Origin of the sequence: Streptomyces sp. NPDC127197 (genome assembly GCF_042672405.1) — a bacterium.
Lineage (GTDB): Bacteria > Actinomycetota > Actinomycetes > Streptomycetales > Streptomycetaceae > Streptomyces > Streptomyces flavusporus.
The window spans coordinates 1-20,921 of sequence record NZ_JBHXVG010000070.1; the positions used below are offsets into that span (position 1 = coordinate 1).

Below are 20,921 nucleotides of genomic sequence, written 5' to 3' on the forward strand. Positions count from 1 at the left end.
AGCGGTCTGTTCCCCTGAGGCCTCCGGCCACCACGAATCTCGAAGTCCATTGCCACCTCTGAGCTGAGGTGTTGCAACGACCACTAGAACTCAGGCCATGACCCCGACCACGGACTTCGTGTCCCCATCGTGACCTTGGTCAGGGTCTCGTGGTCGGTGGTCGGGTCGGGGTCGGCGGGTTCTCTCAAGGTCAGCAATCACACGTTCTGACCTGGGAGTTTGACCATGTCCCCTGGCAAGCAGGCCTCACAGACCGAGGCCGCTGCTCCGATGGCGGCGGGCGCCCGGCTGGAGGCAATGCGCCGGCGCGTCCGCCTTTCACGACTGGCGGTCCTGACCGCCATCGCGGCCGGCCCCATCGCCCTGGGCGTCGCCATCACCTCCACCCCGACCACGGTCCAAGCGGCTACCCCGGCCAAGCCCACCGCCGTGCGCACCGCAGCGGTCGCCGCCGACCCGGGCGGCTATGCGCAGCTGTTCGTCAGCGTCTGGCTGCGCAGCAGCGCGGACGACGCGACAAGTGCGCAGGCGCGGCTTGCGCAGTCGATGGCGCCGGACGTCGAACTGCCCGACCCGGCCTCCGATGCGCAGTCGCGGCCTGCGTCCGTGACGGCGGTGCGCACTGCGCAGCACACCGGTGGCACGTGGTCGGTGACCGTGGCTGCGCAGTACGCCGACGGATCGGTGCGCTACTACGCCGTGCCGGTGACCGCCGACGCCTCGGGCGCCTCGTTCACGGTGACCGGTGCGCCCGGCGTGGTGGCCGGCCCGGCCCGGGCCGAGGTGCCGAAGTCGGCGTACGGCGTGACCGTCCCGGAGGGTGATCTGTCCTCCGCCGTCGGGGAGTTTCTCGCCGCCTACCTGACCGGTACTGGCGAGGTCGACCGCTACCTCGCGCCGGGGGTGAAGCTCACCGCCGTCTCCCCCGCCCCGTACGCGACGGTCACGGTCCAGGAGGTGTCGGCCGCTGAGGAGGCCGCGGCCGCCGAGCAGGTGCCGGCCGACGGCACCACGGTCCGCGTCCGCGTCCAGGTCGAGGCCCTAGATGACGCCGGGCGCTGGCCGCTGGCGTACGACGTCGGCCTCACGGCCCGCTCCGGCCGGTGGGAAGTCGCGGCGCTTCAGTCCGGGACCCTCCAGGTGGGGGGTGCCCGGTGAACACCGTGCAGAGCCTGATGGTCGCCGGGCAGCTGGACGACCTCGGCGACAGCTGGATCAACATGTTCGAGGACTGGGCGACCAAGGGCCTGCAGGCCGGGCTGATCGTGCTGGTCGTCGTCATCATGATCCAGAAGTTCAGCCTGAAGGCCGGGATCGGCGCCCTGTTGCTGATGATCATCGCGCTGGGGCTGTACGACTCCCGCGAGGACCTGGCGGACATGTTCACCGACGAGGTGAAGAACCCGGCCAAGGGCGCACCCGGTGTCGTGCAGGGTCCCGATCCGCTCGCCCGTGTGCACTTTGACGGCGCGGGAGGCTGGCTGTGAGCGCGGCGGCCGCGGGGCGGGTGGGCCGCTTCTACACCGCCGCCCGCCGCCACCCGTGGGTGCTGGGCAAGGTCGCCGACTGGAAGATCCCGCTCGGTCCGTACACGCCCGCACAGATCGCGGTCGCGGTCGGCGGCGGCTTGGCTCTGGTAAAGACGATCGGCTGGTGGTCGTGGATGGGCCCGGTGCCCATCGTGGCCTGGCTTTTGACGGTCTGGGCGGTACGCCGGCCGAAGATCAAGGGGCGCGCCCCGTTGCAGGCGTCGCTGGGCTGGGTGCTGCTCGCCTGGCAGCCGCAGGGCGGCCGGATGGGCGGGAGGGCCGCCCGGGACCGCATCTCGCGTCCCCTGCTCGGTGGCTTCACCGTCGAAGAGGCTGCTCCCGCTGTCCCGGCCGTGGCGGCGCCGCCGCGCGCCGACCAGTCGGCAGCCGGCCGGAGTGCGCCCCGGGGCCGGGCTGCCCGTCCGTCCACAGAGCCGCGCCCGGAGCCGCAGGCGCGCCCGCAGCCGGTGGGGCCGGTGTCGGGTGTGCAGCAGTTGCTCGCCCTGGCCCAGCAGGCGGGGGGTGCGCGGTGAGGGTGCCGATCCGTCACATCGCCGGGCATCTGGTGTGGTCGACGCACGGCAGCGTGTGGGCCCTCTACCGGCTGCACCCCGGTCCGGACGCCCGCGGCCGACGGGAGGAGACCGTCCAGGGCACCTACGTGCCGGCCGCGGTCCGCGACGAGCAGCTCGCGAAGATCACGCACCTGATCCGTTCGTTGACGGGGGCGCCGCGCCTGTTCGGGCTGTGCGCGCAGGTCGACCCGGGCGAGATCGCCCTGCGCATGATCGAGGGCATCGAGCCCGGGGACCAGCCTCCCGGCGACGCGCATCCGTGGGTGGAGAACGTCGAGGCCACCCTGGACCTGCTGAACGACCAGGAGATGCACCGGCGCACCCTCTGGCTGGCGGTGCCGCTGCACAACGACGCCGCGGGCGGGCAGGTGACCGCGTCGCTCGGCGCGATGTGGGCGGACGTCGCGCCGATGCTGGGCATGCGGGCCGCACCCGTGGCGCGCCGGGAGGTGACCGCCTACCGCGAGCAGGCCGTGCGGGTGGAGGCCGCGCTCGCCGGCGGCGTCGCCTTCCGCCCGGCCCGCCCGGCGGAGATCGTGTGGATGATCCAGCACGCTCTCCATCGCGGCCTGGATGAGCCGCTGCTCACCGAAGCCGAGACCAGCGACCTGTACGGCGGGCACCTCCGTGACGGCGTGCTGCGCTCCCCCAGCTACGCCGACCTCGGCCAGGTCCGCCTGCAGGAGGGCGGCATCGACCCGGAGCTCGACGATGTCGACGAGCTCAAGAGCGCGGGCCGGATCGGCCGGTCGGGCCGCACAGCCTGGTGGCGGCTGAACACCGGCTCGCCGCTCGGGCGGCGCTGGCTGCAGGTCGAGTCCGACGCCGGGATGGGTTATCAGGCGCAGTTGGCGCTGGCCGAGTGCCCGCCCGCCGTCAGCCAGGACGCCGCCGATCTGTTCGCCCAGCTGGAGACGCTCGACTTCCCCGTCGACTACACCGTCGACCTCACCCTCGTGCCCGCGGAGAAGGCCCGCGACCAGGTGCGGCGCAAGAAGAACGAACTCATCGACCAGGCCGACCAGTACGACGCCCGCCCCACCGGCATGCCCGCCTCCCTGACCGAGGCCGCCCGCGACCTGGGCGAGCTGGACGCCCGCCTCTCGCGCACCAGCGTGGAGGTCGAGGTGCAGTCGGTGACGGTGCTGACGGCGTGGGGGCCGACCGCCGCCGTCTGCGACGCCCGGGCCCGCGCCCTGACGGCCCTGCTCGGCGGCGCCGACTACCGCGCCGTGCGCCCGGCCGGCCTGCAGCAGGCCCTGTTCACGCTCGGCCTGCCCGGCACCGTACGGCCCGGCGTCGTACGGGAGTTCACCCAGCACCAGATCAGCGAGGACTGGGCATTGGGCGGGGCCTTCACCGCCTCCGAGGTCGGCGACCCGACCGGCATGTGCCTCGGCATCGACCTGGACTGCGGCACCACCCGCCCCGTGATGATCAACGTGGCGGATGCGCCCAAGCAGGACGCGTCCGCCTCCATGGGCATCGTCGGGGACCTCGGCGCGGGCAAGAGCGTGCTGCAGAAGCTGGTCGCGGAGGCGGTGTGGGCGCGCGGCGGCTGCGCGATCTGCATCGACCGCACCCCCGTCCGGGAGTGGGCCACCTTCGCCCGCACCGCGGCCCAGGGACGCGTCCAGATCATCGACGCCGCCCAGGCCGAGGTGTCCATCGACCCGCTGCGCATGTTCGACGGCCCCGAAGGCCGCCACTACGCCCTGTCCTACCTCACCCTGCAGCTCGGCATCGGCCCGATGAGTACCAGCGGCGAAGTCCTGCACCACGCCGTCGAGCAGGCCGCCGCCGGCGACGCCCCGTCCATGCACCGCGTCCTTGAGGTCCTCGAGGAGATGGCCACGCGCGAGGCGGGCAAGCGGCAGGACGCGGCCGCCACCCTCGCCGGACTCATCCGCGTCGTCGCCACCAACTCTCTGGCCGCGATGGTGTTCGACCCGACGCTGCCGCCCGTGCGTCTGGACGCCTCCACCGCCTCCGACATGATCGTGATCACGACGACCGGCCTGAAGCTGCCACCGAAGGCCGCGTTCGACAAGCCGGAAGTGCTGCACCAGCAGCCCCTGGAAGCCCTGATCGGCCGCGCGATCCTCTACCTGATCGCGGCGATCGCCCGGCAGACCGCGTTCGAGGACCCTGAACGGTTCACCGCGGTGGTCCTAGACGAGCTGTACTGGCTCACCTCGTCTGCCGAGGGCACCGCGCTGGTCCACGAGATCCTCCACGACGGCCGCAAGCACGGCGCCGGCCTCATCGCCGGCTCCCACGACGCCGACGAACTCGGCCCCGACCGCGGGCTGATGGCCTACCGGGCACTCGCCCGCACCTCGAGCCGTGAACGCGCCCGCCGCGGCCTGGAGTTCGTCGGCCTCGACCCCAACGACGACGAATTGGTGCGGCTGGTGACCACCGGCCTGTCTCCCGTCGGCCACAAGGGCCGGGAGGGCGAGTTCCTGCTGACCTGCCCGCGGCAGAACACCGGCCGCATCAAGGTCTCCATCCCCCGCATCGCGCGCATCACCACCTCCATCACCACCACACCGGGACGCCGCACCAGGACTGCCTCGCCTTCCGCGTCTGAGCCGCCCGCCGGTGAGGGCGTGGATGCCCGTCCGAAGGAGCACGTCCGATGACCTCTTCTTCCTGGGACCGCTCCCGGCGCGTCACGGCGGCCGCGAGCGTCCTCACCGTGATCGCCGTCGCCGCCGGCGTGCTCGTCCTGGCCCTCGGGGTGGGCGTGCCTCAGGCGTGGTGGCCGCACACCGGACAGGCCTTCGCCACCGACACCCGCCCCGCGGACCACGACCCGTGTGACCTGATCGTGGGCCCGGCCAGGGCGTACTGCGAGCGCGGCACCACAGACTCCGCATCCGCCGAGCAGCCGGACGTTGCCGGGGCGGCGTGGAGGCTGGTGCCGGCCGGAGCGGGCCTGGCCGCCCTCGTGGTGTGGCGGCGCCGGAGCGGCGCCGGGCAAGGGCGGCCTTGAGATGTTCCGTCCAGACCGCGGCACCCTCCGCTCGGCCGGCTTCGTCCTGGGGCTCACCTTCGTGTTCGTCATGGTGAACAGCCAGGTCGTGTACGCGGCGAGCGGTGACAGCGAGACCGGGGACCTGCTCGCCCCGCTGAACATCACCTCCTCGGAAGGGGTGGCGCTCGACGGCTACGAGCTGAACGCCGAGGGCGGCAGCATCTTTTCCTTCGAGACCCAGTCGCTCGCCTTCGCCCTGTCCGGGCTGTTCTTCCTGGTGCGGCTGCTGGTGGGGCTGGCCGGGTGGGCGATCGAAGTGGCCTTCCGCTTCCCGCTGCTGGCGATCCTCCTTGATCCGGCGCAGACGGTCGCCGACACCTACAACGATGTGGTCGTCGACGCCCTCGGGCTGAAGGGCCTGCTGCTGGCCTGGGCGTTCGTGTTCGCCGGTTTCATGATCGTGCGCGGCCGTGTGGGCCGTGGTCTGGGCGAGATCTTCCTGACTCTTCTGATCGCCGGGTTCGCCGCGTCGGTGTTCGTCCGTCCCGACTATCTCCTGACCGGGGACGGTCCGCTGGGGCAGGCCCAGCAGGTGGGCGCCGAGGTCGCCCAGCAGTCCGTGGATGCCTACGACTGGGGCGGCAAGCTCGCCAGCAAGGGCCCGTGCGACGGCATGGCCGGCCAGCAGGAGATCAAGTGCCTTGAGCGGGAGGCCCAGGCACCCGCCTCGGCCACGGACGTGGCCCGCCCCATCCAGGACTCGATCACCAACGCGCTCGTCGTCAAGCCGTACATGCTGCTGGAGTACGGGCGCATCCTCGACCCGGCCAAGACTGCCGACCGCAAGGCCTACGCCGTCCATCTGAAGTGGGTCACCGGCGGTTACAAGCAGGGCGCCGACAACCAGGACGGCGAGGACGACGACCCCTGCGACATGATCAAGGGCCCGGCCAAGGCGTACTGCGAGCGGGACCGCGACGACCTCGCCCCCGGGGGTGACGAGCTGCCCGCGCTCACGCCCGGCGGCGAGCTGCTGGACGCATCGAACGCGGTCGTCAACGACGAGGACCGCCAGTTCGCCGCGTTCCTCGCGGACTTGGAGAAGGCCGGCGACGTCGGCAAGGCGTGCGCCGCCTACGCCGAGAAGCCCACCTGGACCCGCATCGGGGGCGCCGTCCTGCTCCTGGTGGCCGCCCTGTTCATCAGCGGCATGCTGCTGTCCAGCGCCATCATCCTGCTGGGCACCCAGGGCATCTGCGCCGCCGCCGCGGCCGCCGGCGGGGTCACGTTCGTCGCCGGCATGCTGCCCGGGCCTGCGCGGCAGTCGGTGTGGAAGTGGCTGTCGCTGTGGGGGATCGCCGTCCTCGCGCTGGTGGGGATCTGCGCGTTCGTGCCGTTCTTCGGCATCGCCGTCGACGCGGTCCTCACCGACGGCCCGGACCTGCTGGTGGAGCGGATCCTGCTGCTGGACGTGCTGGCCATCGCCGGGGCGGCCGGGCACCGCAGGCTGCTGACCGGCATCACCTCCTTCGGCCGGCGCATGGCCCTGCGGATGCGCTACGCCAAGGTCGGCGGCACCCACCTGCCCGGCGACACCTCCGAACTCGGCGCCGCCCTCGCCCTGAACTCCCCCACAGCTGGGGGCGGATACGGCGGCGGCCTGCGCGCCTTCACCGGCGGCGGTGGCGGCCGGTTCGGGCTGCTCGGCACCCGCCAGCGGCTGATGGGCGCGCTGACCTCCGTGTCCGACGGAGCGGGCATGCCGGTGGACACCGGCCGCGTGCTCGCCGACGCAGGCGCCGAAGCCGGGCGCGGTCTCGCCCCGCTCACCGCAGCCGCGGCCATGGGCGGGCTGGGCGCGCGGCTCGGCGCGAAGGGCGCGCACTGGCTGCTGATCGGCCGCCGGCCGGACACCGAGCAGCTGGCCAAGTGGCGCAAGCCCACCGCCGACGGCGACCCGGACACGGGCGGCCCGCTCTCCGGTGGTCCAGGCGGCGGTCCGGGCGGCACCGGGCCACGCCGACCCGGAGGCCCGCCCGACCGCTACCGCGACGAGCAAGGGCAGGTCGTCGACCGCCGCTCGGGGCAGGTGCTGCACGACCAGCACACCGACCGCACCCTGCTGTCCACGCGCGCCCACAACCGGCTGGTCCGCTTCCGTGGCTACCGCATCCTCCACCGGGGCGGCCGCGCTGCGTACGGGGCGACGGTCGGCCTGCCGGCAGGCGCCCGCCGGGCCCGCTCGGGCGAATCGCGCTACGCCCAGGATGCCCGCCAGCAGGTGCGGGTGTGGGGCAACACCGTCCGCGAGGACCGACGAGCCTGGGGTGACACGGGGCGGCACGTCTCCCGTGTCCTGCGGGAGCACACCGACGACAGCGGCGGGCCCGGTCCGTTCGTAGGCCGCCGCCTGCCGACCGCAACGTCACCGGCCGCAACCACGCGTCCGGCTACTCCGCCACGCCCTGCAAGGTCCGGCGGCTCCTCAGGCCGTACAAGCCCGGCCACCGCGCAGCCCAGCGCGTCGGCATCTCCGGGCGGCGGCGCCGCGGCACCAGCGCCTGCTCCGGCGTCGCCTCCGCGGCTGGGAGGCAGTGCACCCCGGCCTCCGGCGAGCGGAGCACGGTCCCGCCCCGTTCTTCCCGGCGGTGGGGGCGCGCGCAGTTCCGCGCGCGAAGAAGCCGCGGCCCGGATGCAGGAGTTGATGCGGCGGACCGAGCCCGAGGCCGAGCGGCTGCGCCAGGAACGGGCCCGGCGGCGGGACGACGGTGAGGACGAGTGAGGCCGCCCGGGCGCCGCGTCCGGCGGTGGGGATGCATGGTGACGCTGCTGCTGTTCGCCGCCGTGTGCTGTGCCGCTCCGGTGGGCAACGCGATCAGCGCGTACGTCGCGCTCACGACGGGCGCGACCGACGACGGCGGGATCGCCGAGGGGGGCAGCGCCGCGGACATCCCCGCCCGGATGCTGACCGCCTACAAGAAGGCCGTCCGGCAGGTCGGCAAGCATGTGCCCACGTGCCGGGGCATGCGCTGGCCGGTCCTGGCCGGGATCGCCAAGGTCGAGTCGAACCACGCCGCCGGCCGCAACATCGCCGACAGCGGAGACATCCGCCCGAAGATCTACGGGGTGCTCCTCAACGGGTCCGGGGCTGGCGGCAACACCACCGTCTTTCCCGACACCGACGGCGGCACGTGGGACGGCACCGCCAGCGGGGAGCGGGCCGTCGGGCCCTTCCAGTTCCTGCCCTCCACCTGGGAGTCGATCGGCGAAGACGCCAACCGTGACAAGAGTGCCGACCCGCACAACGCCGACGACGCCGCGCTCGGCGCCGCGATCTACCTCTGCGCAGGCGGACGCGACCTGACCCAGCGCTCCCAGCTCGAGGCCGCGATCTTCCAGTACAACCACTCCACCGAGTACGTCTCGAACGTGCTGGGGTGGATCGACCAGTACACGGCGGCCGCCAAGGACCCGGACCTGACGAACGTGTCCGGGAAGGTCCGCACCGTGATCGAGGCGGCGCTGGCCGAGCGGGGCGTGCCGTACTCGTGGGGCGGCGGCAACGCCAACGGCGCGTCGTACGGCATCTGCTGCTCCCCCAGCGGCAAGAGCGGCGCGAACATCAAGGGTTTCGACTGCTCGGGGCTGACCGTGTACGCGTACGCCCAGGCCGGCATCCGGCTGCCGCGCACCGCGGCCGCCCAGGCAGGAGTCGGCCAGCGGATCCCCGCCAGCCTCGGCAAGGGCGCCCTGAAGCCCGGCGACCTCGTCTTCTACGCCTACGCCCCGGGCCGCGACTCGACGATCTACCACGTCGGGATCTACGTCGGAAGCGGGCAGATGGTCAACGCCGCCCGGCCGGGCACCGTCGTACGGCTGGACCCGGTCAGCGCGATGTCGGGCTTTGCCGGAGGGGCCCGGCTGCTATGACGACGCCCTCGCCGCGTTCGCCGTGCCTGCTGCTGATCGCCACCATGGTCCTGGCGGTGGCTGGAGTGTTCCTGCTGGCCCAGCCGTACAAGCCCAACGCATCCGCTTCCCGGACACCGTCGCGCGCAGCCGCCCCGGCAGCCCGCCCTTCATCTATCACCGGCGAGGACCCTGCGGTCAGCAGCCCAGGCCCGTCGAAGACGACGACCGCTACGCCGACCGAGTCGGCGATCGCGTCGGCGCTGCCGCCGCATGGCGAGGGCGTGGCCGGTGATCGGGCCATCCAGCAAGCCCTGGAAGCCGCCTGGCTCGCCGACCTGGCCGCCGAGGACGAGCGGCAACTGCTCACCGCCGGCCGTGAGCTGCTGCGCGCGGATGCCACCGGGATCGGCCGCGCGAGGTGGCCAGGCGTCTTCCCCAACTCCGGCCAGGGCCTGGCGCCCGCGTTCGGTGCGGCCCGGTTCCGGATCCAGGCAGCCATCGCCCGCCGTGACGGCACAGAAGACCGGGCGGTGGTGCACCTGGTGTGGGCCGGCGCCGACCGCGGCGGCAGCTTCACCGACGGCCGCATCACCGACTGGCACTTCACCCGCACCACGTCGAAGAAGGGAGCGTCCACGTGGACCCCGCAGCCCCGTGCCTGACCGGCCCAGCCCGCTCTACGGCGTCCGGGCCGGTGCTCGGCCTGCTCACCGGCATCGCCGACGCCGTCGGCTGGGTGACCACCTACTGGTGGGTGCCTGCCGCTGCCGCCCTCGTCGTCTGGGCGTTAAGTGAGGCGGTGGTGCGCCGGCTCGCGGCGCGGGCCTCGGCCGAGCGGATGGCGTTGGAACTCGTACCCGACCGGCACTTCGACCCGAGCCTGGAGGAGATCTTCCGCCGCGGGGTGCAGCTCGCCCGTGCCTCCACGTCCATGCCCTGGTGGGCGCCGCGCAGGGCGAAGACCGTGCAGATCCGGCTGCGCGCGGACGGCTCCAAAGCGCTGCGCTACCGCATCGAAGGCCCCGTCGGCGGTGAACGGCTGCTGTCCATCACGCCGTTCGGGCCGCAGGTGAGCGTCGAGCGGGCCCGGCCGATCGTCGACCAGCCGCGCGAGCATGTGGTGCGGGCGGAGTTCATCCTGCGCGGCAAGCCCACCGCTCCTCTGCGCGAGGTGCCCCTCGACCCCGACCCACTGCAGCCCCTGGTCGACGCCGTCTGCGACCTGCGCGCCGAGCTGGGCGACCTCGCCGAGATCCGCCTGGACATCCAACGCGCCCCCAAGTGGGCCTTGCGGGCGCGCCGCCTGCAGCTGATGAGCGCTGCGCGCCGCCGGGAGCGGCGCGAGGCCCAGCGGGCCGCCCGGTGGGTGCGCCAGGACGCCACCGGCGTCGAGGACTCGCTGGCCTGGCAGCTGCGGCAGCTACTCGCCGCGAGGCAGGCCGCCGGCGCGGGGCGCCGGCTGGTCATGCCGCCCGTCCCCCGCCGGGTGGAGCCGCAGGAGGCGCTGGGCAAGCTCGCCGAGGACGACCACCTGGTGCGCGCACAGCTGCTCGTGCTGTGCGCCTCCAACACCGAAGGCCGCGCCCAGGCGAGGCTCGCCCAACTCCAGGCCGCCCTGGACGTGTTCGGCGGCACCTCGCGGTGGGCGATGCGCGGGGTGAGGGTGGGGCCGTGGCGGTTCGGGGCCGACCGCTGGCCCAGCCGGCGCGGCTTCGAACGCCGCTGGCGGCTCGGGCACTGCCGGCCGCCCCGCCCGAACTGGGTCCGCCTTGACGAACTGACCGGCCTGCTCAAGCCGCCCACCATGCACTGCCGGCTGCCGCTGCTCGCCGGCGACCTGCCGACCTTCACGTTCGGCGACCCCGAACTGCTGCTGCAGGGCATCTACCGCGCCCCGGACGGGCGCCGGCGCCTGGTCGCCACCCACGCGGCCGAGACTTTGTTCGAGGTCGGGGTGGGCAAGGCCGGCGGCGGCAAGACCGAACGCGCCCTGGCGCAGGCGATCGGCTGGGCGCATGCCGGAGGCGGGCTGATGTTCCTCGACCCGCACCGCGACTCCTGGCCCCGCGCCCTGCCCTTCCTCGCCCACGAGACCCTGATGCCACGGATCGCGCTCATCGACCTCAACGCCAGCGGGCCTGGCGCGCGGGTGAGTTCGTGGAACCCGCTCGGCATGCACCACGGCCAGGTCGCGCACGAGGTCGTCGAGGCCACCGCCGACGCCTACGCCACCGCGCTCGGCTGGGACGACGCCAGCGCACCCCGCGCGCTGACTATCCTCACCGCCGCCCTGGCGGTGCTGGTGGCCGTCAACGAGGCCGCCTGCCAGGCCGGCAGGCCCGAGGACCAGGCCACGATCTTCCACGTGCGGGCGCTGCTCACCGACCCCGCCTTCCGCACCGCAGCGCTCGCCGCAGTTCAGGGGCGCCTGGACGAGGAGACCCGCTCCTGGTGGCAGACCGTCTTCCCGACCCTGCCCCTCGACGCGTTCGCCGTCGTCCTCAACCCGATCGCCCGGCTGGCCGCCAACCCGGTCACCCGCGCCTTCCTCGGCCAGCCGGCCGGCGTCTACAACATCCGCGCCGCCATGGACACCCGGATGATCGTGTGGGTGTGCCCGGGCGGCAACGGGCCCACCGACCGGCTGATCACCGCACTGCTCGCCCGGGACCTGCTGCGCGCGGTGCGCTCCCGCCGCGACACCCCCGAACACCGGCGGGTGCCGTTCCGCCCGTACTTCGACGAGCTGATCACCCTGACCGGTGCGGCCCCGGAGACCATCGCCGCCATGTTCGAGGACTTCCGCAAGTACAGGGTCCACGTCCACGGCATGACCCAACTCCTGGCCCGCCTACCTCTTCCGGTGCGGCTGTCCCTGGTGCAGAACGCCTCCACCCTGGCCACCACCGCCGGCTCGACGTCCGCCCTCGCCCCGATCACCGCCGAGTGGGGCGACCAGCCCGGCCCCGACATCGTCGCCGCCCTGGACCGCTTCGAGCACTACATGTCCCTGACCATCCACGGCCGCCGCATCGGACCCGTCCGGATCACCGGCCCGCACCTCGACGACGTCTTCACCGACCACGCCCGCCCCCGCCACGCCGCGGCACTCGAGCGCGCCGCCCAGACGAACGCCCAAGCGCTCCCGCTGGACCAGCTCACCGACCGCGCCACCGCACAGCTCGACCGCGTCAGCGACTTCCTCACCCACCACATGCTCCCCGCCCGAGCCGCCGAACACCCGCACCAGCCGACCGGCTACCAGTGACCACCACAACACGACGCAGGCCGCCACCCCGAAACCCGACCGGCCCCGGCAAACGGCCCACCGGGAGGCCGCTTGCGGGAACAGCCCCGTCCCGGGCGCCACTTCACCGCCCCCAGCTCCCCGGCTGCCCGCATCCCAGACCCCTGCCCGCACCCACCCCAACGGAGACCCACATGACCACCCCCGCCGAGGCCTACGAGACCACCCCCGCCACGCCCGCCGAGGCTCACGTCACCACCCCCGCCGCCCCGGCCCACGCCTACGGGCGCGCTCCCAGCCCCACCGAACCGCTGCCCCAGCAGCTGTTGATCACGCTGGCCCAGCACCGCATGGCCACCACCAGCCAACTCCTGCAGCTGCTGCGGCCCCACGCGAGCCGGCAAACCATCTCCGCCCCGCTGAACACGCTGCGCCGTAAGAGCCTGGTCGACTACACGGTGCTGCCCAACTCCCGCTGCACCCGCGCCTGGTACCTCACACCCGAGGGCGCCCGCCTCACCCGCGACCACCCCGCCCTACGCCACCGCCCCCCATACCCGATCACCTCCGCCACCGCCGCCTCCCTCAAAACACCCCACACCCTCACCGTGGTCCGCACCCACCTCGCGTTCCTCACCGACGCCCGCAACCGCGGCCACGAACACAGCCCCCTGGACTGGACACCCGAAGTCGCCCACCCCCTGGGCGAGAAGGAAAACGTCATCGCCGACGCCGTCATGCACTACACCGCCACCCGCGGCCCACAACGCCGCAAACTCCGCGCCTTCATCGAAGTCGACCGCACCACCATGAGCAGCGAACGCCTCGCCGCCAAACTCATCGACTACGCCCGGCTGTGGGCCCACCAACCCCAACCCGCCCCCCGACACCGCCCCCGGCCCAGGGCCGCAACCGGCCCCGGATGGCTGCGCTGGTACCCCCTCTTCCCGCGCGTGCTGTTCATCCTCACCGCAGCCGACCGCCACAGGCTGGAGCACCGCATCGCCGACCTGCAGGCCATGGCCGCCCAGCACCCCCTCGTCGCCACCATGGCGCGCCAGGTGCCGCTCGGTGCCGCCGTCCTGGACGACCTCGAAGAACACAGCCCCACAGCAAACGTGTGGACCCCGTTGACCGGCGGTGAGCCACGCCCGTGGACCGAACTGTGACACCTCGCTCGACGACACACGGGCCCGGGACGAGCCGGATGCAGGCGAACACACACCAGCCGGCACAGCGATGGACAGGCTCGCTCGTCGCTTGCCCCGGCGCAGGCTCACCCACGGCTACACGCCGGGCGCATCCGGCCGTGGGTGAGCGGGACCCCTAGCAGCAGCGGGTGCTGCGCCCCGCTCCCTGCCCGGGACACCTCCGGTATGCCTCGACCGGCACACAGAGCAGGCCCTTGTCCCAGAGCGGCCCTGCGGCCCAGGAAGCGAACAGCCTTTGGACCGTCCAGTACCGCCTCGTGATGTTTCACAGCCCGCAGCCACAACAGCCGCACACGTGTCGAGGAAGCTCCTCGCTCGACACATCGCACCCGCACTCCGGGCGATGAAGCCGGTACAGCTCCCGGGCCCACCGAGCGGTCAGGCACTGCGGCCAGAAATCCGGCACCGGGGCCGTCCAGCGGACGGCGGGCAGCCGGCCCTCAGCCCCCAGCAGCTGTCTGCCGCTGACGTCGCAGAGCATGCCGGACAGCCGTCACCGCGGCGCGCCGCCCGCCCCCGGCTCCGCGGGCCTCCGCGCCCGAAAGGGGGCGGGCAGGCGGGCAGCGGCGTGAATGTCACAGGACGCCCACAGCCCCCACAACCCCTTGAAGTTTGCTGACGCGAATCTCTAGTTTGGTGTCGTAGATGATCCCGGACGAACCAACCGACCGATGATGAGGATCGAGAAGGAGGATGACGATGCCGCACCCCACCGACGGAATTTGCATACCTGAAGATTTGGCGAGGGTGGTGTGGCCGGCCGGCACCGAATCGGCACTGTGCACCGGCGACGCCATGGTCCTCACCGCCGCCGGCGACTTCGCCGACGCCGACGCCGAACACGTCCGCCGCCAGCTGCCCGCCCGGCACGTCACCCACGACGGCGACGTCATCACCATCTGGCCCCGCCCCCGCCTCCACCGCTGAACAACCCACCCGTTTCCGGTGCCCTTCCCCGTGCGCAGGGCCGCCGGGGCGGCCCGGCAGGCACCGGCAAGCAGCCCTGAGCCCTACCGCACCCACGCACCGGGCCATGCCCCACCCGGCACCGCACCGCCCCCCTGGGCCACCGGGCACGGGGGCCGGACGCCTGCCCGCCCCAAGACCACGCCGGCTGCGCCTGGCGGCGCCGGCAGCAGCCCGGCGGGCGGACACGGCGCATGCGGCGTCACGCGGTGCCCGCCCGAAGCGGAAACCCTCCGGCCGGCAGTCAGACCAATCCCACTGTCACCTGCAGCAAAAGGACGCATCCTCATGACCACCCGCTCCACCACCAAACCCCGCAGGAAACTGATCGCGTGGACGGTCACGGCCGTCCTGGTCCTGGGCTTAGCCGGCTGCGAGCGGGCGGGCGCCCGGCCGGACAGCGTGTCGGCGACCGCCGCACCGAAGGGCGGCGCGTCCCCGCACCCGCAGCACACCCGCCGGCCGGCACCCCTGGCCGTACTCCAGGGACCAGACGGCCTCACGCTCACCCTCACCGCAGCGATACGCGACCCGGGCGGATTCCTCACGATCCGCGGCACCTTGCACAACAGCACGGACGAAACGGTCACCGTCCCGGCCGGCTTGCGGGGCAACGAGACGGCCGTCCTCAAAAACGGCCACTCCCTGGCAGGCGCCACCCTCGTGGACTTCACCGGCCGCACACGCTACTACGTCCTGCGCGACACCGACGGACGCCCGCTGACCACCACCGGCCTGACCCGGCTCGCAGCCGGCGAGAAGGTGCGTGTGTTCATGCAGTTCCCCGCCCCGCCGGCCGGCACCACCACCGTCGGCTTCCAGCTGCCGCAGTTCGACACCGCCACCATCCCCCTCCCCCGGTGAGCTACCGCCATGCCAGCAACCCGAGCCCGGCGCACCGGTGTGCGCATCCTGCCGGCCGCCACGGCCGGCGCCCTCGCCGCCGTCCTGGCCGGCACCCCGCCGGCACCCGCCACACCCTCCCCCACCCCGGCCACCTCCGCGACCCGGTCCCCCGTCGACGCCACTGATCCCGGCCTCGCCCTCACCCCCGGCGCCGCCCTCGCCGAACCCAAAATCCTCACCCTCGACGCCACCCCGCTGCCCATCACCCAGATCGTCGAGGACCAGCCCGCCCTGGGGCACGGCACACCCGACCAGCCCGCCCTGGGGCACGGCACACCCGACCAGCCCGCCCTGGGGCACGGCACACCCGACCAGCCGGCCCCCGACCCCACCGGGCAGCCCGGCCGCAACCAGCAGGCCCCGCCCGCCGCACCGCAGCCCACCACCAGCCCCTCCACCCTGCCACCCCCACCCCCACCCCACACGCCGACGCCCCACCCCTCCACGACACAGCAGCCCACCACCTCACCAGCGAACGGCCCGCGGACATGGCCCACCGCGGCGGGACTCGGCGCGCTCCTGGCCGCCGCCCTCACCGCCACGCTCGCACTGCAACGCCTGCACCACCGCCGCGCCCCCGGCACCACCGCGGGCGCAGCAGACAGCGCAACAACCCAGACAAGGAAGGGACATACGCAGCAGGCGGCCGTGCCAGGCGGCCTGGCCCGCCTGGATGCGGCCCTGCGCACCCTCGCCCACCACACCGGACAGACCCCACAGCGGCCCATGCCCCCGCTGCGGGCCGCAACGGCCGACTCCGGCGCCCTGAAGGTCCTCCCCGACGACCTCGCCCAGGAGCCGCAGCCGCCGTTCGTGTCCGGGCCGGCCGGCTGGTGGGCTGTGCCCGCCGACGCCGTCCTGCTCCAGGCGGAGGCCGCCCACGAGGTGCCGGCCCCGTATCCCGGGCTGGCCACGATCGGCAGCACCGAAACGGGTGACCTCCTGCTGCTCAACCTCGCCCAGCTGCCCGCCCTCCTGCTCGACGGCGACCCGCTCCACATCACCGAGGTGTGCACCTCGCTCGCCCTGGAACTCGCGATGAGCCCGTGGGCGGCCGACGTCGAGGTCGTCACCGTGGGGTTCGGCGAGGACCTGCCGCAGCTGCTGCCCACCGCCCGGATCACCCACCTGCGCCACGCCACCCATGCCCTGCGCGACCTGCGCGAACGCCTGCTGGAGGCACACCAGATGCCCGAAACCAGCCATCGGCCCTACCTGCTGCTGTGCGCATCCCCCCTGGCCGAGGACACCGCCCAGGAGCTCGCCGACCTCATCAACAAGTCCGCAACCGTCCCCGTCACCCTCATCGCCCCGGCAAGCACGACGGCCGCACACTTCCCCCAAGCCGAGACCCTCAACGCCACCCTCAACGAGCCGCAGCCCCTTCACCACGCCGGCACACAGATCACGGTGCAGCGCCTGGAACACGCCGCCTACCAGCAGATCACCACCGCCCTGAAGGGGTCCGGGCAGCCCTCCCACCCGGCCCAGCGGCCCGGGCAGAACGTCCCGGACGAACCCGAGCGCAATCAGCAGCCCGAACAGTCCGCGCCGGCGGACCCACCGTCCCCGAGCGTCCCCGCACCGAGCCCTACGCCGGCGGCGGCGGACGTGAACAGCGAGGTCTTCCCGGCCCTGCTCGCCGCCACCACCGATCCGGCCGGACCACGTGTGCTGCCCGCCGCCGAGGCGTCGACCCAGGCCGACGACGAGCCCGGCCAGGCAACCGAAGCAGCGCCCCCGGCGGCCGCGGAGCCCACTGCCGAGGAAGAGTCCGCAGAGGCCGACGACCACGAGGACTCCGTCGAGGACCACAAGGTGCCGGAGGCGGAGGACTGCGAGGCCCATGACCTGCACGCGCCGGAGATCCGAGTGCTGGGCCCGGTCGAGGTGACCGGCGTGGACAGCACCGGCCACGGCCCGAGGATGGCACAGCTCGCCGCACTGCTGTACTTCCGGCCCGGACGCAGCGCGGATGCCCTGTGCGCCGACATGGACCCCGCACGCCCCTGGACCTCGAGCACCCTCAACGCCCGCCTGCAGGGCCTGCGCCGCGCCCTGGGCAACGACCCCACCGGCACCCCCTACGTGCCGCGCCGGAAGGCGGGCGAGGACCCGTACCGGCTCGCTGCCGGCGTGCGCTGCGACTGGACCCGCTTCCTCCAGCTCGTCGAACGCGCGCTGCCGCTGGGCCTGTCCGGCCTGGGCGACTTGGAAAAGGCGCTGACGCTGGTGCGGGGCAAGCCGTTCGGCGGCAAGCCCCTGCCCTGGGCCGAGCCCTTCCAGCAGGAAATGATCACCCGGATCATCGACGTCGCGCACACCGTGGCCACCCACCGCACCCCCGTGGGCCCCCACCACGACCTCAGCGCCGCCCGCCAGGCCGTCGCCACCGGCCTCGACGCCGACGACACCGCGGAGCTGCTCTACCGGGATTGGATGCGGCTCGAGGCTGCGCGCGGGAACCGCTCCGGGCTGCATACCGCCATCACTCGCGTCCAGGAGATCAACCGGGCATTGGACTGCTCCCCCGAACCGGAGACCGAGCAGCTCATCCGAGACCTCCTCACACCACACGCTCACCTCACGGCCCAGGACGGATGACCCGCACACTGGCCCGCACATGCACTCGGGCGAGGCATCGGCCAAGGAGACCCGACGCGCAACAACACGCAGGGGGAGGGGAGTACGGGTGGCCGCGCCACTACAGCTGACACGGACGCACCGCGTTCTCATCGCCGTGGTCGTCTTCGGTGCCGTGATCATCGCGGGCATCGGCTTCGCGGGGTCCTACGCCGCGGTACGCGAACTCGCACTCACAAAGGGCTTCGGCACCTTCAGTTACGTCTTCCCGATCGGCATCGACGCGGGCATCTGTGTCCTGCTCGCCCTGGACCTTCTGCTGACCTGGATCCGCATCCCGTTCCCGCTGCTGCGCCAGAGCGCGTGGCTGCTGACGGCCGCGACGATCGCCTTCAACGCCGCGACGGCCTGGCCGGACCCGCTGGGCATGGGCATGCACGCAGTCATCCCGATCCTGTTCGTCGTCACGGTGGAGGCCGCCCGCCACGCCATCGGCCGCACAGCCGACATCACCGCCGACAAGCACATGGAGGGCGTCCGCGCCACCCGCTGGCTGCTCTCCCCTGTCCCCACGTTCCTGCTCTGGCGCCGCATGAAGCTCTGGGAGCTCCGCTCCTACCACCAGGCCGTCACGCGGGAACAGGAACGCCTCGTCTACCAGGCCCGCCTCCGCTCCCGCTACGGCCGCACCTGGCGCCGCAAGGCCCCGGTGGAGGCCCTGATGCCCCTACGCCTGGCCAAGTACGGCATCCCCCTGGCCGACACGGCCCCCGCCGGCCCGGCAGCAGCAGGCAACGAGCCAGCTCTGATCCCGCCCAGGCCGCATCACACGATCACAGCGCACCCGGCGACAGGCATTCCGTCCTCAGCCCCCTCGGGTGCCCGCAACAGTGCCGACCATGCTGCGCACAGTGCAGTGCAGGCAGCCCTGGGCTCTCCACCGAAAACCGGACACACCGACGAACAAGACTCCCACCGTCGCTCGCGCCCACCGCGCGAGGAACCCTCAGCGAACGACAACAGCAGCCGCCCCCAGCAACCGGCCTCCACTCCCTCCCACCGCACCACCGACCCGCCTCCCCGCACGCCTGCGCCTCCGGCAGCCCGCACAACCCGCCGCACAAACCCTCAGGCCCCACGCCCACGACCGAGTACCGACCAGACGACAATTCCACGGCTCCACGCCGGCGTTCACGCCCGGCATGCCACCACCGCCCACACTGCCCCACCCACCACCGGCAGCCCGCGAACCAACCCCAACGCCCCTCCCGCCGACACCGCCCACACGCCAGACGCACGCGGGCCCGGCAGGCACGAGACGGCCGGCCCCGACACCGCACACACCGCTGCCCGGCCGACCACCGTGGACCGCTACTACACCAGCTGGCTGCACTTTGGCCAGCAACACGGCAGAGAACCAAACGCAAACGAGCTCGCCGCACACCTCGCAGAACTCGGCATCCACGACCGGCACGGCAAAACGATCAAACCCAGAACCCTCGCCCGCTACCTCCTCAGCTTCCGCATCTACACCACCTGGGCCCGCCACCGCGCCCACACCAGCCACCCCAACCCCGACCACATCGCCCACGACCTCGAGACAGCCGGCATCACCGGCCAGTACAACAAACCCCTCCGCGCAGCCCACCTGCAAAAACACCACGCCGACTTCGAACGCCGCTGGCACACGCTCACCCACACCCAGCACCCCGCCGAGCAGCCGCCACAGGAAACACACCGTGGATGACAGGCAGCTCCCTGCCGATCCACCGGCGTCCGATACCCGGCCCCGGCACCCCGCCCGGCTCAGCCCGACGCCCTGCGCATCCCACGCGAGGGCCTGCAGCCTCTCCAGAAGCGCGTCATCATCCGCAGGAGTGCGGTGGGCAGCATCGGTCACGAGCCGGACTGCCGTACGGGAGACCCCGCCCCCGGGATCGAATGCCCTGCCCGGAAGGCCGCCGAGCGCTGGCGACCAAGGCGCGAGGTTCCGGCACAGGCTGAAAGAGCGTTGTCCCGACGCCGGTTGGTTGGAGGAATCGGCCGCCTGGGCGACAGGGCCCAGGCGGCCGATCGGCCACCACGTGATCACCAGCATCCCCAGCTGGAAGTCCGCCTCCTCGAGCTTGATCTTGAAGCTTCTCGATCTGACGTCCGCGCCTCGTTGCGTCACCAGCTAAAGGGGAACGTGCCCTCCCCGTTCTCGTCGAGCAACTTCAACCAGTCGCCGTCGAGGAACTGCCGCTTCCAGTCGTCGATCTCGTCTTCCGAGACGTCGTACTTCTCGGCGGCCTCGGCGCTCGTCGTGTGCCCGGATATCACGGACATCACGATCCGTATCTTGTCCGGGCCCGAGGGCTTCGACCCCTCCAGCTTGTCCGGCAGCAGGTCGCTGAACCGGGAACAACCGGGCTTGCCGGGCTCACCCGGCTGACCGGGCGCGCCGCCCTTGCCGCCCTTGCCGCAGTCCGAATGGCGGCCGGGGGGATCACTGGCATCGGTGGAGTAGCTGGTGCCTGTTGTGGGACTCTGCGCCGCCTGGGCGGCGTACGTGGCGCCGGTGACAAGAGCCAATGAGGCCGTCGCCAGGATGAGTGGACGCTGCCAGAGACTTCTGGACATGGGGGTTCTCCGTTTCCAAGACAAGGGTGTCAACTACAGGCGCTGGGGGGACGGGGTGGAGGTCTCCATGACCTCCACCCCATCGAGGTGGGGCCGTCGTGGCCTGTGGCGATCAGAAGATGCTGATGCCGCCGGCACCGCCCGCGCCGCCGGGGCCGAAGATGCTGCTGCCGCCGGCGCCGCCGAGACCGCCGTCGCCGAAGACGCTGTTGCCCCCGCCACCACCGTTGCCGCCCGCGCCGAAGACGCTGCCGCCGCCGCCACCACCGTTGCCGCCGTTGCCGAAGACGCTGCCGCCGCCACGACCACCGGCACCGCCGTTGCCGAAGACGCTCTCGCCACCGCCACCACCGCCGCCACCGCCGCCGAAGACGCTGCTCCCACCGGCGC

General features: G+C 72.8%; 17 protein-coding genes. 14 read left to right on the plus strand and 3 right to left on the minus strand.

The genetic code is table 11. The features are described 5' to 3' along the window. The first annotated feature begins 225 nt into the window (after positions 1–225). From ACFVJQ_RS43520 to ACFVJQ_RS43565, 10 genes are all read left to right on the plus strand, one after another. Positions 226–1,158, plus strand: coding sequence for a conjugal transfer protein (locus ACFVJQ_RS43520; RefSeq protein WP_385791379.1), 933 nt, complete (start codon positions 226–228; stop codon positions 1,156–1,158). After that, entirely contained in the window at positions 1,155–1,487 is a 333-nt protein-coding gene (locus ACFVJQ_RS43525; protein WP_385791381.1) for a hypothetical protein, read from the plus strand. Before ACFVJQ_RS43520 ends, ACFVJQ_RS43525 begins: the two co-directional genes overlap by 4 nt. Then, positions 1,484–2,062 (plus strand): hypothetical protein, encoded by a 579-nt coding sequence (locus ACFVJQ_RS43530; protein WP_385791383.1) that lies wholly within the window; start codon positions 1,484–1,486, stop codon positions 2,060–2,062. Before ACFVJQ_RS43525 ends, ACFVJQ_RS43530 begins: the two co-directional genes overlap by 4 nt. Then, positions 2,059–4,749 (plus strand): ATP-binding protein, encoded by a 2,691-nt coding sequence (locus ACFVJQ_RS43535; protein ID WP_385791385.1) that lies wholly within the window; start codon positions 2,059–2,061, stop codon positions 4,747–4,749. Before ACFVJQ_RS43530 ends, ACFVJQ_RS43535 begins: the two co-directional genes overlap by 4 nt. Next, complete coding sequence (locus tag ACFVJQ_RS43540; RefSeq protein ID WP_385791387.1) at positions 4,746–5,102, plus strand: hypothetical protein; 357 nt, start codon at positions 4,746–4,748, stop codon at positions 5,100–5,102. The genes ACFVJQ_RS43535 and ACFVJQ_RS43540 overlap by 4 nt, the downstream gene beginning before the upstream one ends. 1 nt (position 5,103) lies before the next feature. Then, positions 5,104–7,866, plus strand: coding sequence for a hypothetical protein (locus tag ACFVJQ_RS43545; RefSeq protein ID WP_385791389.1), 2,763 nt, complete (start codon positions 5,104–5,106; stop codon positions 7,864–7,866). 35 nt (positions 7,867–7,901) lie between these two features. Then, complete coding sequence (locus tag ACFVJQ_RS43550) at positions 7,902–9,014, plus strand: C40 family peptidase (RefSeq protein WP_385791391.1); 1,113 nt, start codon at positions 7,902–7,904, stop codon at positions 9,012–9,014. Next, positions 9,011–9,658: a hypothetical protein gene (locus ACFVJQ_RS43555; protein ID WP_385791393.1), complete on the plus strand. Its 648-nt coding sequence runs from the start codon at positions 9,011–9,013 to the stop codon at positions 9,656–9,658. Before ACFVJQ_RS43550 ends, ACFVJQ_RS43555 begins: the two co-directional genes overlap by 4 nt. Next, a complete protein-coding gene (locus ACFVJQ_RS43560) occupies positions 9,634–12,264 on the plus strand; it encodes an ATP/GTP-binding protein (RefSeq protein WP_385791395.1) in 2,631 nt (876 codons plus the stop codon). The genes ACFVJQ_RS43555 and ACFVJQ_RS43560 overlap by 25 nt, the downstream gene beginning before the upstream one ends. 173 nt (positions 12,265–12,437) lie before the next feature. Beyond that, positions 12,438–13,412 (plus strand): replication-relaxation family protein, encoded by a 975-nt coding sequence (locus tag ACFVJQ_RS43565; protein WP_385791397.1) that lies wholly within the window; start codon positions 12,438–12,440, stop codon positions 13,410–13,412. Positions 13,413–14,029: 617 nt separating this feature from the next. Here the strand turns inward: ACFVJQ_RS43565 and ACFVJQ_RS43570 are convergent. After that, entirely contained in the window at positions 14,030–14,251 is a 222-nt protein-coding gene (locus ACFVJQ_RS43570) for a hypothetical protein (protein WP_385791399.1), read from the minus strand. Between ACFVJQ_RS43570 and ACFVJQ_RS43575 the strand changes: the two genes are divergently transcribed. From ACFVJQ_RS43575 to ACFVJQ_RS43590, 4 genes are all read left to right on the plus strand, one after another. Beyond that, positions 14,250–14,381 (plus strand): hypothetical protein, encoded by a 132-nt coding sequence (locus ACFVJQ_RS43575; RefSeq protein ID WP_385791401.1) that lies wholly within the window; start codon positions 14,250–14,252, stop codon positions 14,379–14,381. The genes ACFVJQ_RS43570 and ACFVJQ_RS43575 overlap by 2 nt on opposite strands. A gap of 327 nt (positions 14,382–14,708) precedes the next feature. Next, entirely contained in the window at positions 14,709–15,284 is a 576-nt protein-coding gene (locus tag ACFVJQ_RS43580) for a hypothetical protein (RefSeq protein WP_385791403.1), read from the plus strand. A gap of 9 nt (positions 15,285–15,293) precedes the next feature. Next, the gene (locus tag ACFVJQ_RS43585) at positions 15,294–17,930 is read left to right on the plus strand and encodes a hypothetical protein (RefSeq protein ID WP_385791405.1); all 2,637 of its coding nucleotides are present in this window, start codon (positions 15,294–15,296) and stop codon (positions 17,928–17,930) included. Between the two features lie 88 nt (positions 17,931–18,018). Continuing rightward, a complete protein-coding gene (locus ACFVJQ_RS43590) occupies positions 18,019–19,656 on the plus strand; it encodes a DUF2637 domain-containing protein (protein ID WP_385791407.1) in 1,638 nt (545 codons plus the stop codon). A gap of 422 nt (positions 19,657–20,078) precedes the next feature. Here ACFVJQ_RS43590 and ACFVJQ_RS43595 read toward each other — a convergent pair whose 3' ends face one another. Both ACFVJQ_RS43595 and ACFVJQ_RS43600 read right to left on the minus strand, forming a co-directional pair. After that, on the minus strand, positions 20,079–20,531 hold the full coding sequence (locus tag ACFVJQ_RS43595; RefSeq protein ID WP_385791409.1) for a helix-turn-helix domain-containing protein: 453 nt from the start codon (positions 20,529–20,531) through the stop codon (positions 20,079–20,081). 112 nt (positions 20,532–20,643) lie between these two features. Further along, a partial coding sequence (locus ACFVJQ_RS43600; protein ID WP_385791411.1) for a hypothetical protein occupies positions 20,644–20,921 on the minus strand: 278 nt, incomplete at its 5' end.